This is a genomic window from Paenibacillus vini (genome assembly GCF_018403325.1).
GTDB lineage: Bacteria > Bacillota > Bacilli > Paenibacillales > Paenibacillaceae > Fontibacillus > Fontibacillus vini.
This window is the reverse complement of record NZ_BOSL01000010.1, coordinates 191,482-215,692: the sequence shown is the minus strand read 5'-3', so window position 1 is coordinate 215,692 and position 24,211 is coordinate 191,482. Positions and strand designations below refer to the sequence as shown.

The window sequence follows — 24,211 nt, the reverse complement described above, 5'->3', positions numbered from 1 at the left end:
GTAAAGGCATACAAATCGCAGTCTATCTGTTCTATAATAAAATAATGTGGTTTACCAAACGTTTACAGGGCAGTCATGGCTTTGCCATTGATGAACAAGCGGCTCGGATCGCGGATTTGGGGCGAAGGGGACCGTTCTTGCGCAACAGGAGGGATACTCATGGCTTTTATTTTTTCATTTCTAAAAAAATACCGGGTCGCCGCCATATCGGCGTTCTGTATGATGCTGATCGAGCTCGCGGTGGAACTGACTCAGCCGCTACTCATTTCCAAAATCATCGACGACGGCATCAGCAAGCATCAGCTCCCGGTAGTCTGGCTGTGGGGAGGCGTACTCCTGGTCAGCGCGGCGGTCGCGTTTGCGGCCGGAATTTCCAGTTCGTTTTTTGCTTCCCATGCAAGTCAGGGGTTTGGCTACGACCTGCGGGACAAGCTGTATGAAAAAGTGGAGAAATTCTCGTATCCCGTGTTCAGCAGGTTTGCGTCCTCGTCGCTGATTACGCGATTGACGGGGGATGTGACCCAGCTTCAGGATATGGTGTTTATGAGTCTGCGGTTTGCGACGCGTGTGCCGCTGGTCCTGCTCGGCAGTATGATTATGGCGATGATCGTGAACGTGAAGCTGGGACTGATGCTGACGGTGTTGGTTCCGCTTTTGTTGGCTTTTGTGTTCTGGATGATCAAGCGGACTTCGGTCTGGTTCAGAAAGGTTCAACAACGGCTGGACAGCGTGAACGGAGTCGTTCAAGAGAATCTGGTCGGCATGAGGCTGATCCGGGTGTTTGTGCGCCGGGACCATGAGAATGCCCGTTTTGAGCGGCAGAGCAAGGAATTGATGGACGGGACGGTGTCGGCGCTTCGATTAGCGGAAACAACCATGCCGTTTGCGTTGTTCATTATGAATGCGGGCATTTTAGCTATCCTGTGGTTCGGACGGATCGACATCGCCTCCGGCGGTGCAACGGTTGGTGCGGTAGTGGCGGTAGCCAACTATTCTTTGCGGATCATCCACGCCTTATCGGCGTTGTCCTGGATCATGACTTCCTACTCTCGGGCTGCGGCTTCGGGTCAGCGGGTTAGTGAAGTGCTGTCCACAGAGGATCGCAATACGGATACGCATCTAGGCGGACCTTCTAAGGGCAATGAGGAAACGATATCGGGCAAGGTCGAATTTAGCAATGTCGGCTTCCGATATCCGGGCAGCGATCTGGCCGTTCTGGAGAACATTAACTTTAGGGTTCAGCCGGGGCAACGGGTGGCGATTTTGGGGTCGACCGGGTCCGGGAAATCTTCGCTCGTTCAGCTGATTCTCCGTTTACAGGAGCCGACGGAGGGAGCCGTGAATATTGACGGCAGGAATATCCGTGAGATGGACAGCACCCTGCTGTTGGAATCGATCGGCTATGTGCCGCAGGAAGTAATTCTGTTCTCCGGTACGGTACGGGAAAATATCGCCTGGGGACGGGAGGATGCAACGCTGGCGGAAATTCAGGAAGCGGCGCGGCAAGCGCAGATTCACGATACGATCGAGTCGCTGCCGCACGGCTACGAGACGATGCTGGGTCAGCGCGGCGTCAATCTGTCGGGAGGCCAGAAGCAGCGGCTCTCGATCGCCCGGGCTCTTGTCCGGAGGCCGTCGATCCTGATCTTGGATGACAGCACGAGCGCGCTGGATACGCGGACCGAGGCCGCGCTGCTTAAAGAGCTGGACACTCTGTCCTGCACGACGTTCTTGATTACTCAGAAGGTCCGGGGGGCCGCTTCCGCGGACCTGATTCTGCTGCTCGACGACGGACGCCTTATCGGCAGCGGCAAGCATGAGAGACTCCTGGCGGAGTCCCCGTTATACCGGCGGATTGTGGAGTCGCAGCAAGAGGAGGGGGATAAACATGTTCAAGGCATTCGTTGAGCCGTTCCGGCATGAGTTTCCCGAGTCGTTGATCAAGCAGGGAGGAAGCGCGGGACGGAAGCCAAAGGCGAAAGCCAAGAACTGGTCCGGCACGCTGGGCCGGCTCTGGCATTATCTAGCGCGGCGAAAAGGCAAGCTTATGCTGGTGCTGCTGATGGTTGTGTTCAGCTCGGGACTATCGCTGCTGGGTCCTTATCTGCTGGGCGTAGCCGTCGACAATTATCTCGAAGGAAGTGGCGGACGGCCTTGGGCGCTATTTTTGACCGGGCTCGGGCTTGTTTATGCGGGCTCCTCGCTGATCGGCTGGCTGCAAAATATATGGATGATCGAAGTCGCTCAAGAGACGGTGTACCGCATGCGAAGCGAACTGTTTGCCAAGCTTCATCGCCTGCCGATTCCTTATTACGGCAAAAGGCAGCAGGGCGAAATCATGAGCAGGGTTACCAATGACATCGAGAATGTCAGCTCGACGCTGAACAGCTCGGCGATCCAGATCTTTTCCAGTGTCCTGACGCTGGTGGGAACGGTAACCGTGATGCTGCTGCTTAGCCCGCTGTTAACTCTGCTGACTTTTCTTATCGTGCCTTTGATGGCGATTGGCATGCGCTGGATTACCCGGCGGACGGGGCCGTTGTACAAACAGCGGCAGCGCGATCTTGGCAACTTGAACGGCTATATCGAAGAGACGCTGTCCGGGCAGCGGATTATCAAGGCATTTTCTCAGGAGGAGCGAGTGATCCGGGAATTCCGGGAGCGAAACAAGGCGATCCGCCAGTCCGGTTTCTGGGCGCAAACGATCTCGGGCTTCATCCCGAAGCTGATGAATGCGCTCAACAACCTCAGCTTTGCTCTCGTCGCCGGGGTTGGCGGCATTCTGGCCATCCGGGGAACGGTGACGGTCGGGGTTATTATCGTATTCGTCGAGTACGCCAGACAATTTACGCGGCCGCTCAATGATCTCGCGAACCAGTGGAACACGCTGCTCTCGGCAATGGCCGGGGCGGAACGCGTGTTTGAAGTGCTGGACGAGGAAGAGGAATCCCGGGATGAGCGGGAGGCGGCGACTTTGAAAGAGGTTAAGGGAGCCGTATCCTTCAAGGGAGTTACCTTTTCATATGGAAAAGAAGATGAAGGGGAAGCGGACACGCTGGAGGGGATCAGCTTCACGGCCGAGCCCGGGGACATGATTGCCCTTGTCGGGCCGACCGGGGCGGGGAAAACAACGCTCATCCAGCTTCTGTCTAGGTTCTATGATCCGGACAAAGGGACGATTACGCTGGATGGCCGCGATATTACCGGGATTACCCGGGATAGTCTGCGCAGCCATATGGCGTTTGTACTGCAGGATTCATTCCTGTTCCAAGGGACGATCCGGGAAAATATCCGCTTCGGCAGACTGTCCGCGAGTGATGCCGAAGTGGAGGAGGCGGCCAAGTTGGCGAATGCTCACTCCTTTATCGTCCGCTTGGAGGGCGGTTACGATAAAATGCTTGGCGTGGGCGGAGAAGGAATCAGCCAGGGCCAGAAGCAACTGTTGGCGATTGCGCGGGCGATTTTGGCCGATCCTTCTATTCTTGTTCTGGATGAAGCGACGAGCAGCATCGATACCGTAACGGAGATTAAAATCCAGGACGGGCTGCAGCGCCTGATGCAAGGCCGGACCAGCTTCGTCATTGCCCATCGGCTGGGCACGGTCCGCCAGGCCGATAAGATTCTGGTGCTCAAGGAAGGCCGTCTGATCGAGCAAGGGACCCATGAATCGCTGCTGCGGCAAGGAGGCTTTTATAACCAGCTGCATAATGGTCAAATCGAAGACCGTGAAGCCGAAGCGGAACCTGGGAACGGAGGGTAAGCGCAATGGACTTGTTCGAAAAACAGGCGTATTTGCGAAGCATGGTTTTGCAGCGGGAAGAGGTTCCCTCTTTTGCAAGGTATCCGTTTGAGCTGCCTGCCGTCGCTTCGATGGATCGGCTCGATTTCCATCCGAAGGTAACGTATATTGTCGGTGAAAACGGGATGGGCAAGTCGACGCTGCTGGAAGCGGTCGCCGTGGCCCTCGGGTTTAATCCGGAGGGAGGTACGCTGAACTTCACCTTTTCCACGGCGGCTACGCATTCGGAGCTTTACCGTTATCTCCGGCCGATCCGGGGGCTCCAGAAGCCCAGGGACGGATTCTTCTTTCGGGCGGAAAGCTACTATAATCTGGCGACTGAAATTGACGAATTGGATCGGCAGCCCAGCTTCGGGCCACCGATCATCAACTCCTACGGCGGGAAATCCTTGCATATGATGTCGCACGGGGAATCTTTTTTTGCCACTTTCATGAACCGTTTCGGCGGAAAAGGGTTGTATATTCTGGACGAACCGGAGGCGGCGCTATCTCCGTTCCGGCAAATGGCGATGCTGGCGCGCATTCATGAACTGGTGGGTCAACATTCCCAATTCATCATATCGACGCACTCCCCCATTTTGATGGCTTACCCGGACAGCGTGATTTACCAACTGTCGCCCGAGGGGGTCCGCACGGTAAATTTGGAGGAGACCGATCATTTCGTAATCATGAAGGAATTTATGAACCATCGCGACAAAATGTTGCGAGAGTTGTTGGAATAGGGAGAGCAAGAAGAGCGGGAGGGCGAGAAAAATGAACCGGAAATCATCACGGAATATAGGAATACCGATGCTGGTAGTTGCGGCAGTTCTGCTGCTCTCGCTGCTTATGATGCTAAGCGGATGCGGCAAACGCGAACCGGAGCCGGAGCTGACGACCCAAGAACTGCATGAATTATATCCTGGCGATATCGACAACGTTGACTATATCGAAATCCGTGACGGTTCAACCGGAGAGCTGGTGAGAATCAAAGATCAGGCAGTGATCAGAGATTGGGTAAGCGAAGTACGTCACTTTGAATTTATCCCTGATCCTAATCAGGAGGACCGAGTGGGTTACTTGTATGCGGTCACTTTATACGAGCATGAGGAAGCGAAGCTGTCATTTACTCCAAGCAGCACGAACGGTCATTATTACATACACAATGAGGAGTTAAAGCTGAAAATCAAAGAACTTTTCGAAAGCATGGGGGGATGAGATCATGATGATTTTAAAGTTACAGGTGATTCAATACGGTAACTGCCCGGTGCAGCTGCAATTTTGCTGATAACCGAATGTACCGGGCTGAAGATTGGCGTTATCAGGCGGCTGCACCTGCTCTATCTTTTTGCGAACAAAAAAGGGAGAGGGGTACAGATCTATGAATGAAAAGAACTTAAAAGCGTATTGGAAATTAGAAGAGGCGAAGGGCTTCCAGGGTTGGGACTTTTCCCATTTAAGCGGCCGTATGGCGGAGGAGTCCTTGTCTTGGGACTATAAAGAAGTTGTATCTAAATACATGAGTGAACAAACCGTCATGCTCGATATGGGCACAGGTGGCGGTGAGTTTCTGTTATCCCTGTCGCCTCCGGCTGGCAGGACCTATGCGACTGAGGCCTATCTTCCCAACTATGAGCTGTGTCGTGCCCATCTGCCCTCATATGGCATAGAGGTTAGACTGGTGGAGGATGATGCGGATTTGCCGTTGGAGAGCGGTATGTTTGACCTCGTAATTAATCGGCATGAGGCGTTCAACGTAGAGGAAGTCTATCGGATTTTGAAGCCGGGTGGAATATTTATAACCCAGCAAGTAGGCGGAATGAACAATCGCGAGTTGTCCCGGTTGTTGCTGGGCGGGGATGTGATGATCACCGATGCGGAATTCGATTTGGATCATAGTGTTCGAGAGTTGAAACAAGCCGGTTTTACGGTGTTGGAACAACGGGAGGCCTTTCCTGAGGTTCGGTTTTTGGATATCGGTGCATTGGTGTACTTTGCCAAAATCATCGAATGGGAGTTCCCCGGATTTTCGGTGGACCGTTGTTACGGACAGCTCTGCAAGCTGCAGAAAAGTTTGAATCAAGATGGATATGTAGCAAGCCGGGAGCATCGCTTTTTTATTTTAGCGCGTAAATGATTGATGAGATGAAATTATATCTACTTTATATCTAGGAGGAAAATGCATGCCATACTTCACGATCTTTGCATCGCGAAACGATACCAGGGATATCGATGCACTTATTCATGAGACTTTTAGCGGCGGGTTCAAGGTGGGAGGATCATCGCCTGAATGGGTCATTCAACCGAAAGGCTGGTTTAACAAAAACAAAATCACGATCCGGGTAGCCTCCGAGGATAGCGATCCGGATTATTTTGAGAACAATATCCCGGGGATGATGGGATTCTATCAACGCATTCCGTTCGAGGACGAAGACCTGCAATACCGGGTTTTGACGCAGATTTCCGTCATCAATACGATGCTGGCGATCGAGACCGAGAAGGAATACGGCCAGGACTATCTGAAATTATTTGCTGATCTGGCCGGAAAATTGAATGGCATCGGTTTTCTTCCGGACGGCATGCTGTTGGACGGGGAGGGTAAGGTGATCGTAACGGGTGACGGCAAATCCGGTCCTTCCGATTTCAGACCCTTTGCCTGCACGAGAAAGATCCGGGGAGAAGACAAATCCTCTGCGGAGGGCGGGGAAAGAAAACAGAGAAGTATCGAGTACCTGAAGGAGCACGGAGTTCCGTATCTGGAAACTTTACCGGAGCTTCCTCCTCTGGAGGAGCTTGCCGTGAAGTCGCGGGAGCAAATCGCCCGAAGAGCCGTTGCCCTGCTGATCGTCATACAATATGCCTGCGATGTGAATCAGGATGAGGACTTGAGTGAATCGAAGGCGTTCGTGAAGAATATGCTGGACAAATTCGGAGTTACTGAAGAGCTGACTGAATTTGAACGGGATCTGCTGGAGCAATCGGAGCCGGATCGGCAGGATGCCATCAATCTGGTCTGGCAATATGAAGCCTACTGGGGCTTGTTATGGGGGCTTGGCCTGTTGGAAGAGCTGGATTTCCCGGATGAAACTTGTGATTGCGATTATGCGATTAATGTGGTGTCCAGCTGCGATTCTTTCGACGAGTTTTTGAATAAAACGTCTATCCGGCGCCCGGAGGAAATGTTGGATGAAGCGGATAAAATCTACCGTCTCCACTGGGCCTGCGTCAACGCGCGGATTAAGGGCGAAGAAGCCCCGGCCGGCTTGATCGAAAGCGTCGTGCTTGAGCGCCGCCGGGCCTTATTCTGGATGATCGGCCACCGGGATGAAGCCTGGAATGACATCAGCATGAATACGTAGAAGAAGAACACTGTAAATATGATGTGACGCTTGGAAAACCTCCAGTTAATTCAGGGATTAGAGGACTTATGTGCCTAAAATCGTTTGAATAGCTGGAGGTTTTTTAGCTTATTTCGGAAAGATGCAGGAAAGTGGCAAGCTCAGCGATCATCACCGCCCAACGTTTACAACGTTTGTCCGCTATCCACGGTGATGATTTGGCCGGTCATCGCCTCTTGCTCCAGGGCAGCGCATACCATGCGGGCGATATCCTCGGGCTCAGCGATGCGCTGAAGGAGCAGATTAGGGGCAAGCTGATGCATTTGTTCCTCTTTGCCCTCCCACCATCGGGTGGCCACCGCACCGGGCACGATGCAGTTGACCGTGATATCCGGGGCCAATGCCCGGGCCAGCGATTTGGTCAAGCCGTGAACTGCTGCTTTGGAAACGGCATAGGGAAGCGAGGAGCCTGATCCCGTTTGGCCTGCTATGCTCCCAAGGTTGACGATGGCTCCGGCCTTGCTTTTCTTCATCCAGGGGGATACCGCCCGCGCACAGAAAAACATCCCCTTTACATTCACCGCGTACAGTTCGTCCCATACGGCTTCATTGGCCGCCTCCAAATCGTCCACCGGGATATGCTTCGTAATTCCGGCGTTATTCACCAGCAAATCGATCGATCCGAATTGCGCGGCCAATTGATCGGTCATATGCCGGACTTCCGCCTCGTTGGCCACATTAGCCTGAATGGCGACGGCGCGGCCTCCCAGGCTAGTAATTTCCTGAACCGTGGCTTCCGCCTCGTCCTTTGAGCGGGAATAATTGATCCCTACGATAGCACCGCGTTCTGCTAACGCCAAACTAATCGCCCGGCCGATGCCCGTTCCACCACCGGTGACGAGCGCTACTTTATTGTTCAGGTTCATGGTTAAACCTCCCGTTGATTGGTGTGATATAACGTATTTTATCTCCGCTTCAGTTATTTGTATAATTGAATTAAATGATTAAAATGTTCAAAAATATTGAATTAGAAATTCGGTGAGCAAAGCATGGATATCAAAAACCTGAAGACATTTCACTTGATCGTAAAATACGGAAGCTTTATACGAGCCGCCGAAGAAATGAATTATGCGCAATCTACGGTAACGATGCAGATGCAGAGACTTGAATCCGAACTGGGCGTGGAACTGCTCGAACGAGGCAAAACCATCGCGCTAACGGAGGCGGGGCGACTGTTTTACGAGCAGAGCCTGCAAATCATGAACAGGCTGGAGCAATTGCAAAGTAATCTGGCGGATATTCAGTCGGGAGAAGCGGGGCATGTCCGCCTCGGCGTGACAGAGCCGACGGCCAGCTACCGTTTGCCCAGATTGTTAGGCCGATTCCAAGCCATCTATCCGAAAATAAAGCTGTCCGTTGATATTGGCAGCAGTCTGAATATGAGCGAGCAGATTGGAATTCGCCCTTTGTTCGGCCCCGGATCTGACAACCGGTCTATATTTCGAGCCGCTGTTTCACGAAAAGTTCGTTGTCCTTCTGCCCGAGAACCATGTTCTGACCAACCGGTCAACCTTGGCTCCGGCCGATTTTCAGGGGCATCGCTTGCTTATCACATCGGCCACTTGCCCGTACCGCAGAAAGCTGGAGATGGTGCTTAAGGAAGCGGGAGCTACTCCGCTGGATACGATGGAAATCGGCGGTATGACGGCGCTTCAACATTATGTTGAAGCCGGTCTCGGCATCGCGCTCGTCCCGGAAATCGGGCTAAATCCGATACCTGCCGGAACCGTAGCGCGACAAATGGAGATGCCGATCGATATGAGCCTCGGCCTATTGAGCAGGGTGCCGGAAGCACCTTTGACCCTGGCGGCCGCCAAAGTCTATTCATTTTTGCATCAGGAGTTAGGCAGATCTGGGCACCGCTGATAGGGAGAGAGCATAGTACACAATTTTGATCCGTGTGACCAAGCACCGCGCGCCGGGATCGCGATGCCGTTGGTTTCGGACAACATGGCGCATTAACGGACAGGTAGAATTGTTTATTCCCCGGTACACTGGGTTTGAAAGGAGATGAGGCGAATGGAAACGCTGAGGTTGCTGCGTGACGCCATCGATTATATCGAGACGCATTTGCAAACGGAAATCGTGATCGACGATGTGGCTAAGGCGGCGTTGTCTTCGAAGTTTCATTTTCAGCGCATGTTTCATGCCCTGACGGGCTTTACCGTAACCGAGTACATCCGGAACCGGCGGCTGACGCTGGCTGCGGAGGAGTTGGCCGGAGGTTACTGTAAGGTGATCGATACCGCGTTGAAGTATGGTTATGACAGCCCGGAGGCGTTTACCAAGGCATTTATCCGGCTGCATGGCGTATCGCCTTCCACGGCCCGAAAGAAAGACGTGAAGCTGAAGTCGTTTCCGCCGCTCTCTTTTCAAATTCAAATTAGAGGGGTAACGGAAATGAACTATCGTATTGTGGAGGAAAAGGGTTATACCGTCATCGGCAAGGAGGTTATCGTCCAAAGCGATCCTAATGACGAGGTGCCGAGGTTTGTAGAGCAAATCTGGAAGGACGGAACGCATGACGCGATCAATGAGGCTGCCGGCAGGGAAGCGGGTTCGCTGCTTTTTGGCTACCATTATGATTTCGCCGAGGACGGAAGCAAACGTTATTTGATGGGCTGCGAGTTTCCCGGTGATCGCGAAGCTCCTTCCGATCTGACTGTATTGGAGCTTCCGCCGCAGCAAACGTATGTTGTATTTGAGGGTTACGAGGCGATTACCGAAGATATCGAAATCGGAACAGGAATTCAGGAAGTATGGCGTCGCATTTATGCCGAATGGTTCCCTTCAGCTAATTTTGAGCAGGTAGAAGGACCGTGCATCGAAAAATATTATTGGCTGGACAAACGGCAAGTGGATTCCAAGAGCGAGGTCTGGATCCCGGTCAGAAGAAAAGGATAACCCTATAAAAAATCGCTATCCTCTATGGAGCTTGAAAGCTGGCGTAACGGACACCAGCGCCGTTATCAAGGCGAAAATACGCCATTTCCAAATCTAACGGACACCATGGACCTTATCCAGCCGGAAACGATATGAATGTCTGGTTTCTATACCGGATAAGAGCCGCTGTGACCGTTAGAATCCGAAATGGCCGAAAATGAGGCGAATAACGGCTCCTATGTCCGTTAGCCATCATGGATAGATGAAAAAGAGACCTTGCCCATCGGCAAGGCCTCTTTATTTTACAGATCGTCGAGTCCTAATGTCGCCTTATTTGCCGTAGTTGCAGGATTAGGCTTCGAGGAAGGAGCCGATATTTTTCACCCCCTTATCCGCCGATCGTCCCCTTATCGAAGCCCAGGAGTTATCCTACAATGAGTTTAATCACACGGAAGGAGATGCCGGAAGATGAAAAAGGGGATTGCATTTAAGGGGTTAGCGTTTATGGTTATGGCAGCGATGCTGGCTTTACTGCTGGCGGGCTGCGGCGGGAATGAGACCTCCGGGAACGGGGATAAAACGGAAAAGGTCAGCATTACGATCTGGCATAACTGGACAGGGCAGGATGCGAAGGCTGTGGCGATGCGCAAAATCATCGAGGATTTCCGGACGGAGAATCCGGCTATAGAAGTAATTGACGAAGGTCTGCCGACGGACGGACTGCGTACACGGCTCCGGACTGTGGCAGCGGCAGACGAAATGCCGGATTTATTCGTGATGTGGCCGGACGCGATGACGAAGGAGTTCGTCAAGGGCAATTTGCTCCAGCCGATTGATGAGGAGCTGAATGCGAATTCTGAATGGAAGAACAACTTCATTCCGAATGCACTGGACGGCTACACGGTAGACGGCAAAATTTACTCCGTGCCGATGAATCTAGCTCCAAGCTCATTTATTTACTACAATGACGCCCTTTTTAAGGAGCATAATGTCAAGGTGCCTGAGACTTGGGCCGAGATGGAGACGGCAGTTCAGACGTTCAAGGACAAGGGAATCATCCCGATCGTGCTGGGTAACAAGACGAACTGGGTGGCACAGTCCACGATTTTTAGTACGCTGGCGGACCGCATAACGGGTACGGACTGGTTCCTGAAGGCGGTAGAACAGGATGGAGCGAAGTTTACCGATCCCGAATTCATCGAAGCGCTCACGAAACTCCAAGAGCTCGGTGAAAAAGGAGCGTTCCAGGATGGCTTCAACAGCATTGATGAAACCCAAATGATGCAGTTGTACTTCCAGGGCAAAGCGGCGATGGTCATCAACGGAGGCTGGGCGCTGGCCAATCTCGTGAACAACGCGCCGCCGGAAGTGCTGGATCAAACCCACATTACCATCCTTCCGGCGATTGAAGGCGGCAAGGGCGATCCGGAAACGACGGCAGGGGTTGTGGGCACGGGCCTCGGCGTGAGCAAAAAGCTGACCGGCAGCAAGAAGGAAGCCGCTATGAAGCTATTTTATGAAATGGCCGGTCCGGAGGGACAGCAGGCGACTTTGAACAGCAGCACACTTGTCAGCTACAAGCTTGATCTGGACAAAGAGAAGGCGCATCCGCTGTTCGTGGAACTTTACGAGTTAATGCAGCACGTTAAAATCACCCCGGTTTACGATTCCAAGCTGGGTTCGGCAACCGTAGAAGTGGTCAACAACGGACTTCAGGAGCTGTTGACCGGAGGCAAAGCAGAGGATATCGCCAGCAAAATTCAGAACGCGCAGGCGACGGCCGTCGGAAATTGAATCTGAGAAGCCCCTTCCCTCTAGGGGGAGGGGCTTTATTTTACCTAGAAAGGGTGAGACCTCATGAATGCACTGCGCAGCAGGCGCTTCATCCTGACGGGCCTGGCGCCAGCCGTCCTTCTATATACGTTGTTTGTTTTCGTCCCCGTGATTTGGTCGGCGTATTACGGTTTTTTTAATTGGTCAGGCATCGGAGAGGCCAAGTATATCGGTTTGGACAATTATGCGGAAATTTTGCGTGATCCCGTGTTTTGGCGGGCGCTCAAAAATAACGTCATCTTCGTCCTCGCCTCCGTGTTCGGTCAAGTTCCGCTGGCCCTTGCACTGGCGGTGTTGCTCCACAAAAGCAATTGGCTCCAGCGCTTTTTGCGTTCGGCCGTATTTCTGCCGATGGTGCTGTCCACGGTCGTGATCGGGATGATCTGGCAGTATTTTTATCATCCGCAAATCGGGATTCTTAATTTTCTGCTCGATTCACTCGGCCTCTCCAGCTGGAAGCTCGATTGGCTCTCCGACCGGGATATTGCGATTTACTCGCTGCTTCCGCCGCTCATCTGGAGCTATGTGGGGTTGTATCTCATTATCTTCATGTCGGCCCTGCAGAACATTCCCGGCGAGATCCACGACGCGGCGAAAATCGACGGGGTATCCGGGGCGCGAAAGCTTGCCACCATTACCTTACCGATCATTAAAAATACAGTTCAGGTCGCGGTCATTCTCTGTATCTCCGGCAGTCTGAAGTCATTTGATCTGGTGTACATCATGACAAAGGGCGGGCCGGCCCATGCGACGGAACTGCTCGCGACTTATATGTACAACTCCACGTTTACCACGTACCGCTACGGCTTCGGCAGCGCTATTTCGACGACGATTATGCTAATCAGTCTGCTCCTGATCGGAACAAGCCAGTGGCTTGCAAACCGTAACAAGAGCAAGCAGACCTAAAGGGAGGGAGAACCGCAAATGAAAACGCAGATGGCAACGATCCAAAGGCCGATCCGCAGCGGCCCCTCGGTGGGTTTGCGTAAAATAGTGAAATCCATTTTTTGGACGGCTCTCGGGATCTATGGTATTTTAACGTTATATCCGTTCTTTTGGCTGCTCATTAGCGCATTTAAAACGAATACGGACTTCTATAACCGGCCGTTCGGACTTCCCGACGTATGGAACGGGGGGAATTTCCTCCGTGCCTGGGACAGCTCCAGGATGGGGACGGCGTTCGGTAATTCGCTGATTGTCTCGATCGGCTCGCTGGCGCTGACGTTGTTCCTCGCGGCACTTTGTTCATTTATTTTGGCCAGATTTCAATTTCGCTGGAAAGGCTGGGTCTCCGTATTCTTTGTTATCGGCATGCTCATTCCGATCCACAGCACACTGGTTCCGTTATTTATACTAATGAAGCAAATGTCGCTGTTGAACACGTATTGGGCACTGGTACTGCCCTACACGGCCTTTGCGCTTCCCACGGCGATCTTCGTGCTTACCGCCTACCTCACGGGAATACCGCGCGAGCTGGAGGAGGCCTCTTTTATTGACGGAACAGGCTTATGGGGGTTGTTTTTCCGCATCATGCTTCCCATCTCCCTGCCGGCGCTGTCGACGGTGACGATTCTGAGCTTTTTGCATGCCTGGAACGACTTTTCATTTGCACTTGTATTTATTAATAAAACGGAATTAAAAACACTGCCCCTTGCCATTGCCAATTTCGCCGACGGATATCAGACGGACTTCGGGTTGACGCTGGCGGCGATGACGATGTCCGTCGTTCCGACGATCGTGCTGTATCTTCTGTTCCAGGAGCAGATGATGAAAGGTATGACAGCGGGCGCGGTCAAAGGGTAAACCGCAATAGCGGCGGGGCGGGGTTCTCGGATAAGGAGGGGTCAAATTGCGGAGCTGGCTGGCTACTTCGTTGCAACGGAGGCTGTCGGTCGTCATTGCCGGATCAGTGATCGTACCGCTGCTCGCGTTGGGACTGTTTGCATTTCTGACCTCCTCCAAGGTGACGGAAGAGAAAACTAAGCTGACCGGCAGCGACATGCTGGAGCAAATCGAAGCGAACCTCCGGTTTATGCTCGGCGATGCCGAGACGTTATCCGTGTTCCTGATCGGAGAGCGGGATATTCAGTCCTATTTGACGGGAAAAGAGGACAACGAGACCACCCGGGCCGCCATCGTCGGACGAATGACGAATTTGGCCGCATCGAAGTCTTATATCGCCAACATCGCCATTTATCCGGACCGGTTCGGCCCCGCGCTGTCCACTGCGGCCTGGGCGGACGATGGTCTTCCCGCTCCTGCGGAAATAGCGGCCGGAGGCGGGAAGACCTGGTCAGGTGTCTACCAGGTTCAGAACTATAACGGTGTGCAGAACGTTATTACGCTCGTCCGCCCGATCCGCAGCGTATACAATTTTCAGCACTTGGGCTGGCTGGCGATCAGCCTGGACGAGGAGGAGTTGTCCCGGAACTGGAGGCATCCCGATTTCGGGCAGAACACAGGGACGGTGGAATTGATCAGCTCGCAAGGGCTGCTGTTGTCCTCCGCGGACAAAACCCGGCTAGGCTATCCGTTGGAGCAATTCTCTCCGGGTCTGCTTCCGCTTATTCCGGAGGGAAGCTTCGGAAGCGCTGTCTATGGAGAAGAGGACAGTAAAGTTACCGTTCTCTACCGCCGTGAACCGATCACGAACTGGCTGCTTATCGGTACGGTTCCCTACGAGCAGTACCGGTCGGAGAACCGGTACATTTTGGGCCTGACCGCCGCAGCAGTCGGCGTAGCGGCGCTGATGAGCGCGGTGCTCGTCTGGTTCACGGTCCGCCGGATCACCCGGCCGCTCGGCGTGTTGACCCGCCACTTGTCCCGGATTGATCCGGACCGCCCGCTGCCGCGGTTTCCCGCCGTACGGGACGATGAGATCGGCAGGCTGGGCCAAAGCTATAACCTGCTGGGCGCGCATATCGAAAGGCTCAAGCAAGAGGTCATCCAGGGCGAGGCGCGCAAAAAGGAAGCGGACCTGCGCGCCTTGCAGGCGCAGATGAACCCTCATTTTTTGTACAATACGCTATCTTCGATCCATTGGATCGCCCTCATGTCCGGCGAAAAGCGGATTGCGGATATGGTCGAGGGATTGAGCGATTTTTTGCGGATCAGCCTCAACGGAGGCAAGGAATTTTGTCCGGTGAGACAGGAGCTGGATCATATCCGCAATTATGTCCGCGTGCAGTCGATTCGCTTTCCTGAGGAGTTTACCGTCGATTATATCGTGGACTCGAGCTTGCCTGACAAGATCATGCTAAAGCTGTTGCTGCAGCCGCTCGTAGAAAATGCCTTGATCCATGGCATTCAGAAAAAGGGCAGCTCTGGAACGATCACGATACTCCTTCAGTCGCAGCAGGAGCGCATGGCAGTTACTGTGCTGGATGATGGGGCCGGAATGACGCCGCAAAGACTGCAGGAGATCCGGCTTCTGATGGAGGAGCAGGAACAGCCCGGACTACCTGGGCAGACGGAGGAAGAGAATAGGAGCGAGGCATCCTCAGGGAGCGGGTATGGGCTCCGAAATGTCAATGAACGATTGCTGCTCCACTACGGACCCGCTTCCCGATTGGAAGTGGACAGCCGGGAAGGAGCCGGAACACGAATTGCCTTTTCAATTCCGCTCAGGGAGGATTCGGCATCATGAAACTGATGATCGTGGACGATGAACCGATTATACGTACGGGTCTGGCCAGTGTGATCTCTTGGAAGGAGCTCGGGATTACGCTGCTGACTCCGGCCGCTTCCGCCGAGGAGGCGATGGCCCGAATTTTGGAGGAAAAGCCCCAAATCCTACTGACGGACATCCGGATGAAGGGGAAGACGGGGCTGCAGCTGGCAGAGGAAGCTTGCGGGATATTGCCCGGGCTTGAGGTCATCATTCTGTCGGGGTATGGAGATTTTGCTTACGCCCAACAAGCGCTCCGCCAAGGGGTCGGCGATTATTTGCTGAAGACGAGCAAGCCCGAAGAAATCATGAAAGCGGTTATTCAGGCGAAGCGCAGATTGCTTGAGCGCTGGGAAAAAGAAACCAGGACCGAGCGGCTTTCGAAGGAAGGAGAACGGAGGCAATTTCTTCAATGGGTTATCGAGGGAGACGTCGCCCTGGACGGTTCCGAGGTTCCCGCATTTTTGCGATCCGAAGAGGAGTTCGACAGAGCCGGGGAGGAAGTATGGCAGGTTGTCATAGTAGAGGCTGAGGGATGGGGGGACTCGGGTTCCTCGCCATCCTTGCTCTTGTTTGCCGTGCAAAATATGCTGGAGGATCTGCTACTGGAAGCGTCGATCCTTATGCAGCGGGAGTGCCTGATTTGCGTATTACCGACAGAGCGAGACCATCAGCGGCGGCTGGGGCGGCTCGGCAATGCGGTCGATTGGGTCGAACGCCAGTTGAAATGCAGGCTGCGGTTGGCCGTTGGAGAACTCGCCGATACTCCCCGGAAGCTGCATTACAGTTATTCCACCGCCGTGGCGGCGTTCCGTTATCATGCCTTGATTCCCGCAAAAATTCTGGACTATGATGGGATTGGAAGTAGAAGGGGCGGCAGAACGGTACTAACTCAAGATGAAGAAACGCGGCTTGGTTCTTTGCTTCTGGATCGGGATGCCGTTGGTCTGCGGGCATGGACAGGAAGCTTGATCGACGGGCTGATCAGCGACCCGGAATGCACGGTGGAATCATATATGGCTTGTATTCATTCGGCCGTGCTCGCCGCCCACCGCTGGTTGGCCCGGACGCTGAGCGTCATCGGCCGGGAAGAGGAATACCGGATGGAGCCTTGGAATACGGACGAGAATGAGGCGGCCGGAATGAGAGAAGAACTGTTCCGGCATTTGCACGAAATGATGACGATTTATCATAGCCGGCTGGGCGAAGGTCAGCGATCCCATGTCGAACGGGCAAAAGCATTTATCGAATCCTGCCCGGCGCCGGAGCTGAGTCTGCAGCAGGTTGCCGGCCATGTGCATCTTCATCCCGGCCATTTGAGCGAGCTGTTTAAGAAAGAGACCGGCAATACCTTTGGCGACTTCGTGACCGGGATGAGAATACGAAAGGCGATGCAGCTTCTGACCGTGACCCCGGCGAAGGTCAGCGAAGTAGCCCTGATGGTAGGGTATGAAGATGTGAAGTATTTTAGCCGGCTGTTTAAGAAGCATACGGGCAAAACACCCAGCGAATATCGGGAGGGAGTCTTGCCTGGCAGTGGTGAAGATATTAGCGGCGGCGAGGGTAGCGGCGGCGTAATATCGGGGAACGGCCTGGAAACAAGTACGATGTGAAGAAGAGGCAAAGGGGAGATTAATGATGGAGCTTACAGGGCCATGGAAAATACAGCATTTTGAACCGGGAGAGAGACCTCCGCAGGAGCTTGCCGCCTACGGCTTGGACGACCGGTTCTGGATTACGGCATCGGTCCCGGGGGATGTGCATTCCACATTGGTCGCCAGAAGGATTATCGACGACCCGTATACGGGTCACAATGACGCCAAATCCCGTTGGATTGAGCGCAAGGAATGGTGGTACCGTACGGGATTTACTATAGAAGCTTCTCCGGACTTAGAGGGGGGCGAACGGTTTGAGCTAACTTTTGAAGGACTTGATACGTTTGCAACTATCTATGTCAATGGACATGAGGTTGGAGCAGCCGAGAATATGCTTATGGCTCATTCCTTTGATGTTACGAGAATCGTTCGGCCGGGGTGGAATTCGCTGGCCGTGAAATTCGATCCGCTGTATCTCCACAACCGTGACAAAGAGCTATTCGAATGGTCCTCTTATACAAAAGAAAGACCGTGGCTGCGTAAAGCCGCGATGAACTTCGGCTGGGACTGGGGCCCCCGGATGGTTACGGTCGGCATTTGGGGCAAGGTCCGGCTGGAACGGCGGCGCTCCGCAAAACTGGAAGGCGTCTATGCCTATACGATAACGGCCGATTCAGCCCAGGCGAAGGTGTCGGTTCAAACGGAGGTCACGGCTTATCGCACCGATCTTCCTATGGAAGTAGAGATTCGGTTGTTGAAAGCCGGGGGGCAGTTGGTGACGGGCTCGGCAGCAGCGAGTGCTGCAGAACCGAATGCTGTAAGTTCGGATGCTGTGGAACCGAGTGCTGTAGAACAGAGAGCTGTAGAACCGAGTGCTGTAGAACAGAGAGCTGTAGAACCAAGTGCTGTATGTTCAACGGCTGTAAGGCCAATCGCCCCTTTTGGTTCCCGGAAAAAAGTTTACGGACCGGGAAGCCGAGGACGGCAAATCACGGTTGCTGCGGAATTGGGTGTGGAAGCCCCTCGTCTCTGGTGGACGCATGACCTTGGCGAGCCGTATTTGTACACTTTAGAAGTGGTACTGCGGTCAGAGGATGGCCTGGTGTTGGACCGGTATGAACAACCATTTGGCATCAGAACTCTTGATTTGGCGCTGGAGGATCCAGAGGGAGAGCGCTTGTTTGCCTTTGTCCTGAACGGTGTTCGGATATACGCCAAAGGGGCAAACTGGATTCCGGCCGATCACCTCATCGGGGCCATTCCGGATTCGAGATACCGGGAGTTGATCGAACTTTCCGTGGAAGGCCGGATGAATATGCTGCGCGTGTGGGCGGGTGGCATTTATGAGAAAGAAGTATTTTACGACGAATGCGATCGTCAAGGGGTGCTGGTATGGCAGGACTTTGCGTTCGCCAACGCGCTATTTCCAGACTTTAACCGCGATTTCATGGACAACGTCCGCCGGGAAGTTGAGGATAATGTCCGACGTTTGCGGAACCGGGCTTCGCTGGCACTTTGGTGCGGGAACAATGAGATTGACTGGCTGTACGATATGAAGTCGGCCGGCGGGGATATTACGGGTGCCTTTTTTGGGGAAAGCATTTACCACGAGCTGATTCCCGAGGTGCTGGAGGATCTGGATCCTGCAAGGCCATACTGGCCGTCCTCGCCTTACGGGGCCGAAGACGGTTACGATGCGAACGATCCCCATACCGGAGACCGGCATAATTGGCAGGTGTGGCACGGGTCCGTCTATCCGAGGATGGAGGGAGAGCCGCCGCAGCTTGATTACAGCATGAAGGGCGTGTCGTTCAAAAATTTCAAGCAAGACTTCGCGTTATTCAGCAGCGAGTTCGGGATGCATGCGTCAGCTAACCGCTATACGCTGGAGAAGTATATTCCGGAAGGGGAGTTCTATTGGGGCAGCCCTGAGATGGCTTATCGCAACAAGGATACGAATCATCAAAAAGGGATTCTGCTGATGGAGAGTTACACAGGCATTCCCCAGAGCATAGAGGAATACATGAATTTCTCGATGCTGACACAGGCTGAAGGGCTGAAGTACGGGATCGAACATTTCCGGAGAAACCGTCACCGCAATAGCGGGGCGCTCGTCTGGCAATTGAATGACAGCTGGCCGGGGACAAGCTGGTCGATGATCGATTACGAACTGCTGCCAAAGGCTTCTTACTATTATGCCAAGACGTTCTTCCACCCATTACTGGTGTCGTTGGAGCATGAGCCTGGAGAAGACCTGAATATTTGGGTCGTCAACGACAGCTTGGACACGTTGAAGGGAGAAGTCCGAGTCAAGGTGTCTAGGCTGGAGACAAAGGAGTTTGTGGACGTGGATGTGGACGCAAACGGGACAGACACCTGGATCGCCGCCGTCTTTCCAGTGGAGGTCGCCCCGCTGTCTGCGCTTCGCATCGGCTCGCTTAGCGAAGCGGAAGCGCTGAAGGATGCAGCGCCGGAGGAAGTACTAGTCGAGCTGATCGCCGATGGCTTTGCTGCCCCCGCGAACCGATACTACCTGCGTGCCCCGAAGGATATCTCTCTGCCGTCCGCCGTCCTCGAAGTACGGACGGATGAGGAAGGGGGCAGTGTGACTGTCAAAGCGGTGGGCTCGGGAGCCGCCCGATTCGTCAAGCTGGAGCTCCCGCTCGGCCGCGTCCGCTACAGCGATAACTACTTCGACTTGCTTCCGGGCGAGAGCCGAACGGTTTACGTGACTCATCCGGATGGCGCTCCGCTGCCTTGGTCCGCCCTTCGCGTGAGAGCTATAAACGTAGAGAGCGTGGGAGAAGGTAAGGGACGTGAGAAGTGAGTAGTAAGAAGTAAGAAGTGATTTAACGATAAACCCTTACGAAGGAGCGTAACGGACACCAGAGTCGTTATCAGTCGAAAAATACGCCATTCTTATATTTAACGGACACCATAGACCTTAAACGGCCCAAATCGTAATCAAAGTCTGTCTTTTATGCCGTATAAGAGCCGCTGTGACCGTTAAAATCCGAAATGGCCGAAAATGAGTCGAATAACGGCTCCTATGTCCGTTAGCCATCATGGATGGATGAAAAAGAGACCTTGCCGATGGGCAAGGCCTCTTTTTTATAGATCTTTTTTACAAATCTTTTTTTACAGATCGTCGAATCCGTTGTCGTCGCCGACTTTACCGTAGTTGCGGGACTTGGCTTCGAAGAAGTCGGTCTTCGTCGCATTGAGCGCTTCGTCGGAGAACGGCTTGATCCAAGGCATGCAGTTCACGTCAACGCCTTGATAGGCTTTTTCCATACCCATCAGGGTGAGGCGTTTGTTGGCGATGTATTTGATGTAGTCGGACAGTTCGTTCAGGTCGATGCCACGGACTTCTTTAAGCGTATAGTAAGCCCAATTCGTTTCCAGCTCCACGGCCCGGTCGATCGTCCGGTACAAGTAGTCGATGTTCTCTTTAGTGTTCAGCTCCGGATAGTCGATCAGCAATTGCTTGAACACTTCGGCGAAGAAGTAGCAGTGCTGGTTCTCGTCACGCTGAATGTAAGAGATCATTTGGCTCGTACCCATCATTTTTTGGTCGCGGGCGAGGTTGTAGAAGAAGGCGAAGGTACTGTAGAAGAAAATGCCTTCCAGGATAAGATCCGCCACCAGCGCCTCGAAAAAGGTTTGCGGAGAAGCTTCGTTACGGAAGTTTTGATAGATGTCGGAAATGAATTTGTTGCGTTCCAGCAGAACCGGGTCATGCTTCCAGTATTCGAAAATCTCCTTTTGCTCCTGGTCGGAAACGATGGAGGAGAGAACATAGGAATAGGACTGGTTATGCACGACTTCCTGCTGCCCGATAATGGCCGAAATGGCCTCCAGCGAGGAGTCGGTAAAATACCGCTTCACGTCGCCGACGAACATCGTCTGCATCGAATCGAGCACGGCGAGCAGCGAGATGTTGATCTTAAAGGTGCGCTGTTCTTCGGAATCAAGCTGGGCGAATTGCTGGGCATCTTTATTCATCGGAATTTCATCGGCAATCCAGTGATTGAGAAGCAGCACTTTGTACAGCTTATACATGTGTGGCATGCGGATGTCGTTCCAGTTCAGAATCCCCGAGCACTCGCCACCGATGATCCGGGTCGATTTGTTCGGTGCCTCCGTATTAAAAATCGTTTGCAGTTGCATGGATTTCATCTCCTTGATTATAAGGGGCCATGTCGGCCCCTTTTCATTTCTGAGTTACGGATGGAATGGAAATGCTATTCTCATTGGAATATTTCCAATCATTATCGTTAAAATGAGCTAATTCCCAAGCATGGATGGATATAATCCAATCAAAAATCACTTTTTAAGCTAAAGTAGCGTTTTTGAGGCCGCTTCATTGGATTTTATCCAATCGAGAGGCTTGGCATGGAGTCATCAAGGTAATCTCCCTGTATTTTTTCCAACCATGCCCGACTCGTGCGGAATTAGAGAAAGCTATAACTGTAACAGCTTACGATGCGCAGGACTCGCACTCTTCAATGGTCAAGGCCCGGCTGCGCACATAGTAGGTCGATTTCAGACCGGCCTTCCAGGCGTGCAGATGGAGTTCCAGGAACTCGCTCGCCTTGATATCCGGGCGCACGTAGAAGTTGAAGCTTTGCGCTTGGTCTACGTGGCGTTGGCGAGCGGACGCCATGTTGATGGACGCGTGCTGGTCGACCAGGAACGCCGTCTTGTAGTACCAGATCGTTTTCTCGGACAGATCCGGTGCCGGGTTAGCGATCTTGTACGTCGTTTTCTCTTCATAAGAGAGCAGCTCATAGAGCGGATCGATACTTGCGGTAGAACCGGCGATGATCGAAGTCGAGCCGTTCGGTGCGATCGCGAACATCCAGGCGTTGCGGACGCCGTTCTTGCTGACTTGCTCGGCAAGCTCTTTCCATTGCTCCGTCGTTACGAATTTGCCCTCGCGGGAGCCGTCCGTGTATCCACGGTAGGTGAAGTAATGTCCGTTTTCCCAGTCGGAACCGGCGAATTTCGGATAGCGGCCTTTTTCGATGGCCAGCTCCATGCTGGATTTAACCAGCAGGTAGTTGATTTTCTCGTAAAGCGCATCGTTATAAGCTACAGCTTCGTCGGATTCCCAGCGGATGCCTTCGAGCGCGAGCAGGTGATGCAGTCCGAACGTGCCGAGGCCGATGGCCCGGTACTGGCTGTTCGTATATTGAGCTTGCAACACTTCGATATTGTTAATGTCGATGACGTTGTCCAGCATCCGAGTCTGGATCGGCACAAGACGGTCGAGTACGCCGGCCGGTACGGCCCGGGCCAGATGGATCGAGTTCAGGTTGCAGACCACGAAATCGCCAGGGATTTTCGAAACGACGATCCGGGTTTGCCCGTCCTTCGTCACGAGTTCTTCTTGTTCGACTACGGTCGGCGACTGGTTCTGCATAATTTCCGTGCACAGGTTGGACGAGTAGATCATGCCGTGCGCCCGGTTCGGGTTGGCGCGGTTGACCGTATCGCGGTAGAACATGTAAGGCGTTCCCGTTTCCAGCTGCGATTTCATGATGCGTTTCATGATATCGATCGCCGGCATTGTGATGCGGGACAAGGTCGGGTGATTGACCGCTTCCTCGTATTTCTCGCGGAATTGTCCTTTGCCAAATTCGTTATCGTAAAAATCCTCCAGGCCGAGCGGGCGGCCGTTCTCATCTTTCCAGCCCATCGTCTTCTTCACTTCGTGCGGGCAGAACAGGTTCCATTCGCCGCGCGCTTCAACAGCCTCCATGAACAGGTCCGGCAGGCAGACGCCGTGGAACACGTCATGCGCGCGCATCCGCTCGTCGCCGTTGTTCAGCTTGAGGTCGAGGAAGGCGAGAATATCTTTATGAAAAACGTCCAGATAAACGGCGATCGCGCCTTTGCGCGTGCCGAGCTGGTCGACGCTGACGGCGGTGTTGTTCAGCTGGCGAATCCAAGGGATAACGCCGGAGCTGGTATTTTTGTGACCACGGATGTCGGAGCCGCGGGCACGCACTTTGCCGAGGTAGACGCCGATCCCGCCGCCCATTTTGCTGAGCCGGGCCACGTCGGTGTTGGAATCGAAGATGCCTTCCAGCGAATCGTCAACCGTATCGATGAAGCAGCTGGAGAGCTGACCGGCGACTTTTTTACCCGCATTGGACATCGTTGGCGTTGCAGCCGTCATATAAATATTGCTCATCGCCCAGTAAGCTTCTTTAACGAGTTCCAGACGGGTTTCGGCAGGCTCGCGGTGCATGAGGTACATGGCGATGACCATATAACGCTCTTGCGGCAGCTCCATCGTCCGGCCTTCGAAATCGGTAGCCAGGTAACGCTCGGTCAAGGTCAGCAGTCCGATGTAGTCAAACAGCAGGTCGCGGGAAGCGTCGATGGTGTGGCCCAATTCCTCGATTTGCTCCTTGGTGTAGCACTCCAGCAATTCTTCGCGGTAGATGCCGATTTTGCACAAATCGGTGATCAGATGGTAGAACGACCCGTAAGGCTCTTCCGGGTAAGCTTTGTAGCGGCGGTTGACGGCCGCCTTCTTATAAAGGGAGGTAAGCAGCGAGCGGGCCGCCGCGTATTTCCAGTCGGGCTCTTCTTTGGTAACAAGCTCCAAGGCGGACATGGTGAACGCGTTGCTGATTTCCTCACCGGTAACTTCGTCGCGTCTGAGTTTGGCATTGACGCCGCGCAGCAGCCGCTCCTTGTCCAGGGTATGTAATCCGTCCAGAATGCGATCGGCATAAACACCGAGACGTTCGTTATCGAACGCGAGTTGACGGTTGTTGGGTTTAGAGACGAGTAGTGGCATGAATAAAATTCCTCGCTTTCCTGGCATGAGATAATGGACCGGATGCAATCCGGTTAAATCTATTAATCTTTTAATTCTCAAATTGAGAATAATTGAGGATAAAAGGGCGTCCGGAAAGACGCGAATGATGTTTATATATGCAAATGATTATATTCCCGGGGCCCCCGCAGCCTAAATAAATCAAGCTGCTGAGTACCTGTGACGCTTTTTGTAGGATGTTGTCTATAAAAAGCATCACAGATT

General features: G+C 53.3%; 16 protein-coding genes and 1 pseudogene. 14 read left to right on the top strand and 3 right to left on the bottom strand.

Annotated features, from left to right (window positions below; all coding sequences use genetic code 11):
• The first annotated feature begins 159 nt into the window (after positions 1–159).
• From KJS57_RS16435 to KJS57_RS16410, 6 genes are all read left to right on the top strand, one after another.
• A complete protein-coding gene (locus tag KJS57_RS16435) occupies positions 160–1,908 on the top strand; it encodes an ABC transporter ATP-binding protein (RefSeq protein ID WP_213655619.1) in 1,749 nt (582 codons plus the stop codon).
• Positions 1,889–3,760, top strand: a complete 1,872-nt coding sequence (locus KJS57_RS16430; RefSeq protein ID WP_213655618.1) for an ABC transporter ATP-binding protein — start codon at positions 1,889–1,891, stop codon at positions 3,758–3,760. The genes KJS57_RS16435 and KJS57_RS16430 overlap by 20 nt, the downstream gene beginning before the upstream one ends.
• Positions 3,761–3,765: 5 nt before the next feature.
• Positions 3,766–4,521 (top strand): AAA family ATPase, encoded by a 756-nt coding sequence (locus KJS57_RS16425; RefSeq protein WP_213655617.1) that lies wholly within the window; start codon positions 3,766–3,768, stop codon positions 4,519–4,521.
• A gap of 31 nt (positions 4,522–4,552) precedes the next feature.
• The gene (locus KJS57_RS16420) at positions 4,553–4,996 is read left to right on the top strand and encodes a hypothetical protein (RefSeq protein WP_213655616.1); all 444 of its coding nucleotides are present in this window, start codon (positions 4,553–4,555) and stop codon (positions 4,994–4,996) included.
• 163 nt (positions 4,997–5,159) lie between these two features.
• A complete protein-coding gene (locus KJS57_RS16415; RefSeq protein WP_213655615.1) occupies positions 5,160–5,915 on the top strand; it encodes a class I SAM-dependent methyltransferase in 756 nt (251 codons plus the stop codon).
• A gap of 46 nt (positions 5,916–5,961) precedes the next feature.
• Positions 5,962–7,137: a DUF4272 domain-containing protein gene (locus KJS57_RS16410; protein ID WP_213655614.1), complete on the top strand. Its 1,176-nt coding sequence runs from the start codon at positions 5,962–5,964 to the stop codon at positions 7,135–7,137.
• 164 nt (positions 7,138–7,301) lie between these two features.
• On the opposite strand, the gene KJS57_RS16405 is transcribed toward KJS57_RS16410, so the two are convergent.
• Positions 7,302–8,042 carry an SDR family NAD(P)-dependent oxidoreductase gene (locus KJS57_RS16405; protein ID WP_213655613.1) on the bottom strand — a complete coding sequence of 247 codons (741 nt, stop codon included), beginning with the start codon at positions 8,040–8,042 and terminating at the stop codon, positions 7,302–7,304.
• Positions 8,043–8,165: 123 nt separating this feature from the next.
• Here KJS57_RS16405 and KJS57_RS16400 point away from each other — a divergent pair.
• From KJS57_RS16400 to KJS57_RS16365, 8 genes and pseudogenes are all read left to right on the top strand, one after another.
• Positions 8,166–9,042 (top strand): annotated as a pseudogene (locus KJS57_RS16400) (LysR family transcriptional regulator).
• A gap of 153 nt (positions 9,043–9,195) precedes the next feature.
• Positions 9,196–10,080: an AraC family transcriptional regulator gene (locus KJS57_RS16395; protein WP_213655612.1), complete on the top strand. Its 885-nt coding sequence runs from the start codon at positions 9,196–9,198 to the stop codon at positions 10,078–10,080.
• 447 nt (positions 10,081–10,527) lie between these two features.
• Positions 10,528–11,853: an extracellular solute-binding protein gene (locus KJS57_RS16390; protein WP_213655611.1), complete on the top strand. Its 1,326-nt coding sequence runs from the start codon at positions 10,528–10,530 to the stop codon at positions 11,851–11,853.
• A gap of 63 nt (positions 11,854–11,916) precedes the next feature.
• Entirely contained in the window at positions 11,917–12,798 is an 882-nt protein-coding gene (locus tag KJS57_RS16385; RefSeq protein ID WP_213655610.1) for a carbohydrate ABC transporter permease, read from the top strand.
• An 18-nt stretch (positions 12,799–12,816) separates the two neighbouring features.
• Positions 12,817–13,695, top strand: a complete 879-nt coding sequence (locus KJS57_RS16380) for a carbohydrate ABC transporter permease (RefSeq protein ID WP_244861594.1) — start codon at positions 12,817–12,819, stop codon at positions 13,693–13,695.
• A 46-nt stretch (positions 13,696–13,741) separates the two neighbouring features.
• Positions 13,742–15,538 carry a cache domain-containing sensor histidine kinase gene (locus tag KJS57_RS16375; protein WP_213655609.1) on the top strand — a complete coding sequence of 599 codons (1,797 nt, stop codon included), beginning with the start codon at positions 13,742–13,744 and terminating at the stop codon, positions 15,536–15,538.
• The gene (locus KJS57_RS16370; protein ID WP_213655608.1) at positions 15,535–17,172 is read left to right on the top strand and encodes a helix-turn-helix domain-containing protein; all 1,638 of its coding nucleotides are present in this window, start codon (positions 15,535–15,537) and stop codon (positions 17,170–17,172) included. Before KJS57_RS16375 ends, KJS57_RS16370 begins: the two co-directional genes overlap by 4 nt.
• A 25-nt stretch (positions 17,173–17,197) precedes the next feature.
• The gene (locus KJS57_RS16365; RefSeq protein ID WP_213655607.1) at positions 17,198–19,981 is read left to right on the top strand and encodes a glycoside hydrolase family 2 protein; all 2,784 of its coding nucleotides are present in this window, start codon (positions 17,198–17,200) and stop codon (positions 19,979–19,981) included.
• Between the two features lie 311 nt (positions 19,982–20,292).
• Here the strand turns inward: KJS57_RS16365 and KJS57_RS16360 are convergent, their stop codons facing one another.
• Together KJS57_RS16360 and KJS57_RS16355 are read right to left on the bottom strand one after the other, a co-directional pair.
• On the bottom strand, positions 20,293–21,324 hold the full coding sequence (locus KJS57_RS16360; RefSeq protein WP_213655606.1) for a ribonucleotide-diphosphate reductase subunit beta: 1,032 nt from the start codon (positions 21,322–21,324) through the stop codon (positions 20,293–20,295).
• 310 nt (positions 21,325–21,634) lie between these two features.
• Positions 21,635–23,968: a ribonucleoside-diphosphate reductase subunit alpha gene (locus KJS57_RS16355; protein ID WP_213655605.1), complete on the bottom strand. Its 2,334-nt coding sequence runs from the start codon at positions 23,966–23,968 to the stop codon at positions 21,635–21,637.
• Between the last annotated feature and the right edge of the window lie 243 nt (positions 23,969–24,211).